The 11,899-nt window shown below is 71.2% G+C and carries 2 protein-coding genes and 1 pseudogene; all 3 read left to right on the top strand.

All coding sequences use genetic code 11. The features are described 5' to 3' along the window. Positions 1-7 precede the first annotated feature (7 nt). Positions 8-6,541, top strand: coding sequence for an AMP-binding protein (locus ACFJIX_RS23435; RefSeq protein ID WP_377155075.1), 6,534 nt, complete (start codon positions 8-10; stop codon positions 6,539-6,541). Next, a complete protein-coding gene (locus ACFJIX_RS23430; protein ID WP_377161922.1) occupies positions 6,447-10,013 on the top strand; it encodes an amino acid adenylation domain-containing protein in 3,567 nt (1,188 codons plus the stop codon). Before ACFJIX_RS23435 ends, ACFJIX_RS23430 begins: the two co-directional genes overlap by 95 nt. Next, positions 9,971-11,893, top strand: a pseudogene (locus ACFJIX_RS23425) (condensation domain-containing protein); the annotation flags it as partial. The gene ACFJIX_RS23430 and the pseudogene ACFJIX_RS23425, both read left to right, overlap by 43 nt. Between the last annotated feature and the right edge of the window lie 6 nt (positions 11,894-11,899).

Below are 11,899 nucleotides of genomic sequence, written 5' to 3'. Positions count from 1 at the left end.
GAACGACATGACCCTTCCGCCCGTGCCCGCCCGGGACGACCTGAGCGCGTCCGCCCATTCCAAGCACCTCCGGGTGGCCGACGGCGACGCGGTCCGGTTGTCGTTCACGCAGGAGCCGCTGTGGATCCTGCAACGGCTCGGCGAGCGGATGACCGCCTACAACCTGCCGCGCGTGATGCGGCTGCGCGGACCGCTGCGTATCGAGGCGCTGCAGCGCGCCTTCGACGCGGTGATCGCCCGCCATTCGATCCTGCGCACGCGCTTCTTCGAGCGCGACGGTGTGCCGATGGCGGTGGCGCAGGCCAGCGTGCCGTTCCTGCTCGACCAGGTGGACCTGTCGGGCGAGCCGGCACCAGCCCGCGAGGCCGCGCTCGCGCGCGAAGTCGGGGCCACGCTGAACCACGTCTTCGATCTGGGCGCGGCGCCGGCGATGGCGGCGCGGCTGATCCGTCTCGGGGCGGAGGAGCACGTCCTCGCGTTGTGCCTGCATCACATCGTGTCGGACGCCTGGTCGAACCCGGTCTTCGCCGCCGACCTGTCGACCGCCTACGCGCTGGCGCTGAAGCAATCCGGACCGGTCCGACTGCCGGAACTGCCGCTGCAGTACGCCGACCACACGGTGCGTCAGCGCGCCGCGATGGCGCAGGGCGCGTTCGATCGCGCGCTCGCGCACTGGAACGCGCACCTCGGTCCCGAGGTCCCGGCCCTGGAGCTGCCGACCGACGCCCCGCGTCCGGCGATGCCGACCTTCCGGGGCACGTCGATCGCCTTCGATCTCGATCCGGCGCTGGACGCCGCGCTGCGGCAGTTCTGCCGCGCCGAGCGCTGCACGCCCTTCGTCGCCCTGTTCGCGGCCTGGCAACTGCTGCTCGCGCGTTTCGCGCGCCAGTCCGAGTTCGCCGTCGGCGTGCCGCACGCGGGACGTCAGGACGAGGACGTCTTCGGCCTGATCGGCTTCTTCGTCAACACCCATGTCTATCGGGCCCGGCTGTCGTCCGGACAGACGCTGCGCCAGCTGTGCCGCCAGATCCGCGGCAACGCGCTGGCCGCGATGTCCCATCCCGACCTGCCGCTGGACCTGCTGCTCGCCCAGCGCGGCGAGCGCCGTGATCCGACGCGCTCGCCGCTGTTCCAGGTGCTGTTCGGCGTCCAGATGGGCGATCTCCCGGCCCTGTCCTTCGACGGCGTGGCCGTCGAGTTCGTCGAGCAGGGCGACGTCAACGCCAAGTTCGACCTGTCGATGAACTTCCAGGTCGGCACCGCGCGCACCGGCGGCCGGCTGGCCTACAACACGGATCTGTTCGGACCGGCGACCGCGCGTCGCCTGATCCGCGGATGCGTGGCGATGCTCGAGGCCGTGTTGCGCGAGCCGGACCGGGTGGTGGGATCGATCAGCCTGGCCGACGCCGAAGACCTGCGGCGGCTGAACGACTGGGGCACAGGTGAGCGCCGCGACACGATGGCGACGGCACGTGCGCCCATGCCTGCCATCGTGCCGGTGCACGAGCGGGTGCGCCAACACGCGCGCCGCCAGCCGCATGCGACCGCACTGGTCCATGAGGACGAGTCGCTGACCTGGTCCGCGCTGGATCGCCGTGCCGACCGATTGGCCTCACTGCTGCGCGCGCGCGGCATCGGCGCCGACGCGCGCGTGGGTCTGGCCTTCGAGCGCTCGATCGACATGGTGGTCGCGATGCTCGGCGTGATGCGCGCCGGCGCGGCGGTGGTGCCGCTGGACCCGGCGCTGCCCGAGGAGCGGCGTGCGTTCCAGCTGCGCGACAGCGGCGCGATGCTGGTGATCGGCGACGCCGATCCCACGTGGACCGACGGCGTCGAGATCATGGCGCTTCCCGCGGACGAGGTCGAAGCGACCGACACGGTCGACACGAATGACGCGAGTGACGCGATCGATGTGATCGATACGAACAACGACATCGTCGAGCGCGGTGAATCCGATCGCATCGTGCCCGTGCATGCGAGCCAGGCCGCGTACCTGATCTACACCTCCGGCTCGACAGGGCGCCCCAAGGGTGTGGTCGTCAGCCACGGCGCGCTGGCGAATTACGTGGACGGTGTGCTGCATCGCCTCGGCATCGAGAGTCTGGCGCAGGTCGACAACGACGGCGCGCTGACGGCAGGCGGAAAAACCGAAGCCGCGGCCGGCACCCGAGCCTGCACCCAGAGCGCCGTCAGCGGCGTGACCAGCATGGCCATGGTGTCGACCGTCGCGGCGGACCTGGGGCACACCGTGCTCTTCGGCGCGCTCTGCGCCGGGAAGACGCTGCACCTGGTCTCCGCGGCGCGGGCCTTCGATCCGGACGGCTTCGCGGCCCTGATGCGTCGCCACGCCGTCGACGTGCTGAAGATCACCCCGAGCCACCTGCAGGCGCTGATGGGCGCGCGGGACGCGGTCGAGGTCCTGCCGCGCCGCCGGCTGGTGCTGGGCGGTGAGGCGACGCCGTGGGCGCTGCTGGAGCGCATCCGGTCGTTGCGGCCCGACCTGCGCGTGTTCAACCACTACGGGCCGACGGAAACCACCGTCGGCACGCTCACGCAGGATGCGGCGCAGGCGGACCGCTCGGCGGCGACGCTGCCGATCGGTCGCCCGCTGCCGGGCAGCGCGATGCGCGTGCTGGACGCGGATCTGCAGCCGTTGCCGCCCGGCCTGCCCGGCGAGCTGTACGTCGCCGGGCACGGCCTGGCACGCGGCTACCACCACCGGCCCGGCCAGACGGCGGAACGCTTCGTCGCCGATCCGTTCGACGCCCTCGGCGGGCGGATGTACCGCACCGGCGATCTGGTGCGGTGGACGGCGGACGGTCAACTGGAATATCTGGGGCGCGTCGACCACCAGGTGAAGGTGCGCGGCTTCCGCGTCGAGCTCGGCGAGGTAGAGGCCCAGCTGCGTGCGGATCCCGCCATCGGCGAGGCTATCGTCACGGCCCAGGAAGGTCTGGGCGGCACGCGGCTGGTGGCGCACGTCACCGGGCACGAGGGCGTCGCGCCCGATGTCGCCGCGCTGCGCGAGCGCCTCTCCCGCGTACTGACGGATGCGATGCTGCCCGCGGCCTTCGTCGTGATGGACGCGCTGCCGCTCACGCCCAACGGCAAGGTCGATCGCCGCGCGCTGCCGGACGCGGAGACCGCCGGTTCCGGCGACCACGAGCCGCCGGACGGTCCGGTCGAGACCGCGGTCGCCGCGGCCTGGGCCGAAGTACTTGGCGCGGCGCGCATCGGCCGACGCGACCACTTCTTCGAGCTGGGCGGCCATTCGCTGCTGGCGCTGCGCCTGATCGAACGGCTGCGCCGCGAGGGGCACCGAGCGCAGGTGCGTCAGGTGTTCGAGCATCCCCGCCTGGACGACTTCGCGCGCGCCATCGCGAGCAGCGCCGATGAGGCGGAGGTCGTCGTTCCACCGAACGCCATTCCTGACGGCTGCACCGCCATCGAGCCGGCCATGCTGCCGCTGGTGGCGCTCACGCCGGAGGAGCTCCGGCGCATCGAGGCCGCGGTGCCGGGCGGCGCCGCCAACATCCAGGACATCTATCCGCTGGCGCCGCTGCAGGAAGGCATCCTGTTCCACCACCTGATGCAGGCGCAGGGCGATGCCTACGTGACCTCGCGCGGGCTCGCCTTCGACAGCCGGGAGCGGCTGGAACGCTTCGTCGCGCATCTGGACGCGGTGATCGCACGCCACGACATCCTGCGGACATCGGTCGCCTGGGAAGGACTGCGGGAGCCGGTGCAGATCGTGCATCGGACGGCGCCGCTCGCGCTGCAGTGGCTGGACGGGAAGGGCGCCGCGCCGACGGCGGACGCTGCGCAGCGGCTGCGGGACCATGTGCATCGCAGCCGCCTGCGCATCGACGTGCGCACGGCGCCGATGATCCGCGCGACGGCGGTGCAGGGGGCTGCCTCGGACTCCTGGCTGCTGCAGCTGTCGCGCCACCACCTCGTGTCCGATCACACGACGCTGGAACGGATCGTCGAGGAGATTGGCCTGATGCAGCGCGGCGCCGATGCCGAGCTGCCGGCGCCGATCCCGTTCCGCAACCTGGTCGCCCGCGCGAGGCTCGGCCTTGGCCGCGACGAGCACGAGGCCTTCTTCTCCGGCCTGCTGGGCGATGTCGTCGAACCGACGGCGCCCTACGGGCTGGTCGACGTACTCGGCGACGGGTCCGGCGTGGGGGAGTCTCGGCTGACCTTGGACGATGAACTGGCCGCCGCCGTCCGGCGCCAGGCGCAGCGCCATGGCGTCGGCGCTTCTGCCGTTTTCCACCTCGCGTGGTCGCTGGTGCTGGCGCGCGCAACCGGTCGCGACGACGTCGTCTTCGGCACCGTGCTGCTGGGCCGCATGCAGGCCGGACAGGACGCGAGCCGCGCGCTGGGGCTGTTCATCAACACGCTGCCGCTGCGCCTGCGCGTGGGCGCGCATGGCGTCGCCGCGAGCCTGCGTCACGCGCACGCCGCGCTGGCGGACCTGCTCCGGCACGAGCACGCGCCGTTGTCGCTGGCGCAGCGTTGCAGCGGATTGCAGGGCGGGACGCCGTTGTTCTCTGCGCTGTTGAACTACCGTCACAGCCGTCGCCTGCCCGTCGGCGCACAGCTGGGCGAAGGCGTGCGGCTGCTCGATGGCGAGGAGCGCACGAACTACCCGTTCGCGCTGTCCGTCGACGACTTCGGCGACGGCTTCGGGCTGGTGGCGCAGGTGCATCGATCGCTGGATCCGGACCGCATCGCCGCGTCCGTGCTGGCGGCGGTCGAGGACATCACGCGTGCGCTCGCGGAGCAGCCGGAACGGCCGCTGTGTGAGCTCGGCGGCATCGAGCCCGCAGCGCTCGCGCAATGGTGCGCGTGGGCCACAGGGCACGGTGGCATTGCGGTGGGCACCGAAACCGGCACCGAGACGGAAACCGACACCGACACCGACACCGTCACGGGTGTGGGAGTGGGCACGGGCACGGGCACGGGCACGGGCATTGACGCGGGCGACGGCTCGGATGCGACAGAAGGCCGGATCGGCCTGCATCCGGAGCGGCTGCCGATGCCGAGGCTCTTCGAGCGCCGCGCGGTCGAACGGCCAGATGCGATCGCGCTGATCGCCGGCGGACAGCGGATCAGCTACGCCCTGTTGGACGCGCGGGCGAATCGCCTGGCGCATCAACTCATCGCACACGGTGTCCGGCCTGAATCGAAAGTCGGGCTGGCCGTCCCGAGGTCGGTGGAGATGGTGGTGGGACTGCTCGCCATCCTCAAGGCTGGCGGCGCCTACGTGCCGTTGGATCCCGCGTATCCGGCCGAGCGACTGCAGCACATGATGGCGGACAGCGGCATCACGCTGCTGCTCACCAGCGATGCGATGGCGGCGCGCCTGCCGATGCGCGACGGTCTCACGGCGTTGTGCATCGAAGCGCTCGAGTCGGCGCCCGACTGCACGCTCGATCGCCTGTCGAGTCTCGATCCGGCGCTCCATCCGGAGGCGGAGTCGGCAGGCATCGACTCGGCGCATGTCGATCCCGCGCGTGTCGATCCCGCGCGTGTTGACCCGGCGGCGTCGGCGTGGACCTCGCCGCCTCAGGTGACGCTGTCGCCCGACCATCTGGCCTATGTGATCTACACGTCCGGATCGACCGGCCGACCCAAGGGTGTGGCGGTGGCGCACGGACCGCTCGCCATGCACCTGCAAGCGGTGGTGGATCGCTTCGGCCTCCGGGCGGACGACCGCATGCTGCAGTTCGCGTCGATCAGTTTCGACGCGGCCGGTTCGCAGTGGATGGCGCCGCTGATCCAGGGCGCGGCCGTCGTGCTGCTGCCGCAGGACGGTTGGTCGACCGCCGAGGTCGCGCGCACGATCCGTCGCGACGGCGTGACCGCCATCCACCTGCCGCCGGCCTACCTGCGCCAACTGGCGGCCGAACACGCGGGCGGTGGTCTGCCGGTGCGGCTGTGCATCGCTGGCGGCGAGGCCTGGTCCGCCGCCGACCTGCGCGCGGCGCGTGATGCCTTCGTGCCGCAGTGGCTGGTGAATTCCTACGGACCGACGGAGGCCGTCATCACGCCGTGCGCGTGGCGCGTCCCCTCGGCCGACATCGCACGCCTCGGCGACCGGCCGGTCGCGCCGATCGGCCATCCCGTCGGTGATCGCGCCGCCTGGGGTGCTCGACAGCCACCTGTCGCCTTGCCCGCCCGGCGTTCCGGGCGAGCTCTACCTCGGCGGCACCGGTCTGGCGCGCGGCTACCTCGATCGCGGCGGCCAGACCGCCGAGCGCTTCGTCGCCGATCCGTTCGGCGCACCGGGCGCTCGCATGTACCGCACCGGCGATCTGGTGCGCTGGAGCGCCGACGGCGAGCTCGAGTACCTCGGCCGCGTCGACCATCAGGTCAAGGTGCGCGGCTTCCGCATCGAACTCGGCGAGGTCGAGGCCGCATTGACCTCGCAGCCCGCCGTGCGCGAGGCGGTGGCCGTCGCCGCGCCGGGCGCGTCCGGCACGCGGCTGGTGGCCTACGTCGTTGCACGGGCCGGCCATGTGCTGGACGCTGAAAACTTGGAAGGCGTGCGCGATCGCGCTGCCGCGGTACTGCCCGACTACATGGTGCCGAGCTTGGTGGTCGTGCTGGACGCATTGCCGCTCAACCCGAACGGCAAGGTCGACCGGCGCGCGCTGCCCGATCCCGAGCTCGGCTCGGTGGGTGCCTATGAGGCACCTCGCGGCGACACCGAAGCGGCCGTCGCGGCGCTCTTCGCCGACGTTCTCGGCGTGTCGCGGGTCGGGCGTGACGATCACTTTTTCGCGCTCGGCGGGGATTCGATCCTGAGCTTGAAGCTGATCTCGCTGGCTCACCGTCGGGGCTGGCAGCTGTCGCCGCGGGAGGTGTTCGAGCACCCGACCGTGGCCGCGCTCGCGCGCGCCGTGGACGGTCGATCCCCGCGTCTCGCCATCACGGTGCTGCCAGCCGCCAAGCGGTCTGCGGCGATGCCGGCGTCCTTCGCGCAGGAGCGTCAGTGGTTCCTCTGGCAGCTCGATCCCACGAGCACCGCGTACCACATCGCCGGCGCGCTGACGCTGCGCGGCGCGCTGGACGTCGCGGCCCTGCGCGCGAGCTTCGAGGCGCTCGTCCGCCGGCATGAATCGCTGCGGACCACCTTCCACGCGTCGCCGGACGGCGCGGTGATGCAGCGCGTCCGAGGTCCGGGCGAAGCAGTGATTGCGCTGACGGAGCTCTCGGACGATGCGCAGGCGCGGCGGCTTGTCGACACGCCGTTCGACTTCAGCGCGGGACCGCTGATCCGCGTCGGGCTGCAGCGGCAGGACGCGGACCGCCATCTGCTGGTGGTGGTGATGCACCACATCGTGTCCGATGGCGGATCGATGCGCATCGTCGTGGACGAAGTCCTGGCCGACTACGAGGCCGCGTTGCGCGGCGAGCAGTCGATGCTGGTCCCGTGGCCGATCCAGTACGCGGACTACGCCGCGTGGCAGCGTCATCGGATGGCCGAGGGCGAGCAGCAGCGGCAGCTCGATCACTGGTTGGGAAGGCTGGGCGGCGAGCAGCCGGTGCTGCAGCTGCCGACCGATCATCCGCGCCGCGCCGACGGCCGGTACCGCGCGGCGCGGCACACGCTCGCGCTGCCGCCGGCATTGGCGGAGCGTCTGCGACAGCGCGCGCGGGACGCGGGCGCAACGCCGTTCATGGTGCTGCTGGCCGGCTTCCAGGCCGTCCTGGCCCGGTGGACGGGCCAGACGGACATCCGCGTCGGCGTGCCCATCGCCAACCGCGACCGGCCCGAGATCGCGCCGGTGGTGGGCTTCTTCGTCAACACGCAGGTGCTGGACAACCGCATCGCCACGCGGCTGCCGCTCACGCAGGTGCTGGCGCAGGCGCGCGAGGCGGCGATCGGCGCGCAGGCGAATCCCGATCTGCCCTTCGAGCAGCTGGTCGAGGCGCTTCAGCCGGAGCGCTCGCTGGGGGTTCATCCGCTGTTCCAGGTGCTGTTCAACCACCAGCGCGGCCAGGATCTGTCGGCACGGCAACTGCCCGGTCTGGCCATCGAGTCGGTGGAAGTCGCGGAACGCGTGGCGCAGTTCGAGCTCGCGCTGCACACGACGGAGCTGGAGGACGGCAGCGTCCGCGCGAGCTTCAGCTACGCGGCGGAGCTGTTCGAGCCCGCGGCCATCGAGCGCATGGCGGGCCACTTCGCCGCGATGCTGACGGCGATCGCCGACACGCCGGAGATCGCGGTCGGCGATGTCGCGCTGATGTCCACGGTCGAATCGGACTGGCTCGCGCAGCTCAGCGTCAACACCGAGCCGGTCGCCGCGGCGGAGCCTGTACATCGGCTCATCGAGCGGCAGGCGGCGGCGGATCCCGATGCACCGGCGCTGGTGTTCGGCGAAGCGAAGTCACGGTCGTCTTCGTCTTCGTCATCGTCGTCGTCGTCGTCATCGGAGGCGGTGTCGTCGTCGGCGTCGTCGGCGACCTCGTCGTTGACGCGCGGTGAGCTCAACGTCCGCGCGAACCGTTTGGCGCATCGCCTCATCGCGCTGGGCGTTCGTCCGGACTCGCGCGTGGGTCTGGCGGTGGAGCGCTCGCTCGACATGATGGTCGGCGTGCTGGCCATCCTGAAGGCCGGTGGCGCGTACGTGCCGCTCGATCCCGAACTGCCGGCGGACCGGCTGGCCTACATGCTCGAGGACAGCGGGGTGTCGCTGGTTCTGACGCAGTCACATCTGCGCGCGCGGTTGCCGGTCGGGGCAGGGCGTAGCGCCGTCGACATCGACACGATCGAACTCAGCGACCGGCCGGACGCGGGACGAGACACGAGAGCTGACGCGAATCCGGATGTCGAGCTGCACGGCGAGAGCCTCGCCTACGTGATCTACACGTCCGGATCGACCGGCCGTCCGAAGGGCGCGGCGAATCGCCACGTGGCGCTGCACAACCGTCTGGCATGGATGCAGGAGGCGTATGCGCTCGATGCTTCCGACACCGTGCTGCAGAAGACACCATTGAGCTTCGACGTGTCGGTGTGGGAGCTGTTCTGGGCGCTCGCCGAAGGCGCCCGACTGGCCATCGCCGCGCCGGGCGATCATCGCGACCCGGCGCGGCTGGTGGCGCTCATCGAGGCGCATCAGGTCACGACGATCCACTTCGTGCCGTCGATGCTGCAGGCGTTCCTGGCGCATGAAGGCGTCGAAGCCTGCACCTCGCTTCGTCGCATCGTGTGCAGCGGCGAGGCGCTGCCGGTGGAGGCGCAAGCCGGCGTGTTCCGGCGGCTTCCGAAGGCGAGCCTCTACAACCTGTACGGACCGACTGAGGCCGCCATCGACGTCACGCATTGGACGTGTCGCGACGACGGTCGCAGCCAAGTGCCGATCGGCGCGCCGATCACGGGCATCTCGACGTGGGTGCTGGATGGAGATCTCAATCCGGTCCCGCCCGGTGTTCCGGGCGAGCTGTACCTCGGCGGCATCGGTCTCGCGCGCGGCTATCACGATCGCGCCGGGCTGACGTCCGAGCGATTCGTCGCCAACCCGATGGCCACGAATGCGGCGGGTGACTCGCCTGCGTCGCTTGCATCGGCAGGAAGCCGGCTCTATCGAACCGGCGATCTCGTGCGCTGGAACGCCGACGGACAACTCGACTACCTCGGTCGCATCGACCATCAGGTCAAGATCCGCGGATTCCGGATCGAGCTCGGCGAGATCGAAGCGCAGCTCCTCGCTCAGCCGAGCGTTCGCGAGGCCGTCGTTGTGGCGCAGCAGGCGCCGACGGGTGCTCGGCTCATCGCGTACGTGTCGGCGCACGCCAGGGCGGCGACCACGCACGGAATGGACGATGGGGCAAGCGCCAGACCGCCGGCATTGCCGGTGTCGGAAGCGTTGATGGCGTCGTTGGCGTCGCTGGCGCCGTCGGCTCGATCGACGTGTCGATCCTGCGCGAGGCGCTGGGCCGCGCGCTGCCCGAGTACATGGTCCCCGCCGTCATCGTCGTGCTGGACACGCTACCGCTGAATCCCAGCGGGAAGGTCGACCGCAAGGCGCTGCCGCAGCCGGAGTCCGCGTCCGCCGTTGAGTACGAAGCGCCGCGCGGTGAGATCGAGGAGACGGTCGCCGCGATCTGGGCCGAGGTCCTCGACGTCGAACGCGTCGGCCGTCGCGACAACTTCTTCGCGCTGGGCGGCCACTCGTTGCTGGCCCTGCGCGTGCTGGAGCGCCTGCGCACACGGGGATATCGCACCGAGGTCCGTCAGATCTTCCTGCACGCGGAACTCGCGGCATTCGCCGAATCGATCGGGTCGTCGGCGTCATCGTTGTCGACGGCGACTCAATCGACATCGGAGTCGGAGTCCCCATCGACTTCGACTTCGGCCTCCATCGATGACGGGGAGGCGCTGATCGCCCTGACTTCCGACGAGACCCGCCGCATCGAAGCCGCCATCCCCGGTGGTGCCGCCAACATCCAGGACGTCTACCCGCTCGCGCCGCTGCAGGAAGGGATCCTCTTCCACCACCTGCTGCAACCCGACGCCGACGCCTACGTCACCGCCCACCTGATCAGCTTCGACAGCGAGGCGCGACTGCGCCGTTTCGTCGACAGCTTCAACCGCGTCATCGAGCGCCACGACATCCTGCGTACCGCCGTGTTGTGGGAAGGCCTCGAGGAGCCGGTGCAGGTCGTGTGCCGCGAGGCGCGCCTCGACATCGAGTGGCTGGCGCCCGAAGACGGTGCGGTGGCCGCGCGGCTCGAGGCCATGGGGCGCCCCGGCCGCTGCCGCATCGACGTGCGACGCGCGCCGCTGCTCCGCGCGATCGCGGGCTTCGACGCGGCGCAGGGACGCTGGCTGCTGCAACTCCCCAGCCATCACCTGGTGACGGACCACAGCACGCTGGCCGGTGTCGTCGAGGAGATCACGCTGATCCAGCAGGGCCGGACAGCCGAGCTGCCCGAGCCGGTGCCGTTCCGCCGCTTCGTGGCGCAGGCCCGCCTGGGCATCAGCCGCGCGGAGCACGAGGCCTTCTTCAGCGCCATGCTGCGCGATGTCACCGAGCCCACCGCGCCGTTCGGCGTGGCCGATGTCCGCGGTGACGGCTCGCGCCTGCGGCAGGCGCGTCATGCGCTTCCCGCTTCGCTGGCGGCCGAGGCCCGCCGGCAGGCGCGCCGTCATGGTGTCGGCGTCGCCTCGCTGTTCCACCTCGCGTGGGCGCTGGTGCTGGGCCGCACGACGGGCCGCACCGACGTGGTCTTCGGCACCGTGCTGCTGGGCCGCCTGCGGGCCGAAGGCGGCGCCGAACGCGCCCTGGGGCTTTCGATCAACACGCTGCCGCTGCGTCTGCGCGTCGGCACGCAGTCCGTTGCCGATGGCCTGCGCGACGCCCATGCGGCGCTCTCCGCGCTGCTCCGTCACGAGCACGCGAGCCTGTCGCTCGCGCAACGCTGCAGCGGGTTGTCCGGCGGCACGCCGTTGTTCTCGGCGCTGCTCAACTACCGGCATGCGGGCCGCCGCCGCGATGCGTCCTCAAGCGCCTGGGAAGGCATGGAGATCGGCGCCGCCCAGGAGCGGTCGAACTACCCGTTCGGCCTCTCGGTGGACGACGATGGACAAGGCTTCGGCCTGGTCGCACAGGTGCACGAGTCGCTGGATGCGGACCATGTCTGCGAGCTGATGCAGGCCGCGGTAGGCAGCCTGGTGGACGCGCTGGCGCACCGTCCCGCGAAGACGTTGAGCGAGCTGGACGTGCTCGATGCCGCCTCGCTCGCCCGGTTGAAGGGCTGGGGCCTCAACGAGCATCCGCTACGGTCGACGCCGCCGGTGCCGCGTCTGGTCGAACGCCAGGCCGCCGAACGGCCCGACGCGGTCGCCTTGATCTCCGGCGATCAACAGCTCACCTACGCGCAG

The sequence above is a fragment of the Roseateles sp. UC29_93 genome (genome assembly GCF_042695725.1).
Lineage (GTDB): Bacteria > Pseudomonadota > Gammaproteobacteria > Burkholderiales > Burkholderiaceae_C > Roseateles > Roseateles noduli_A.
This window is presented reverse-complemented; position numbering and strand designations above follow the sequence as displayed.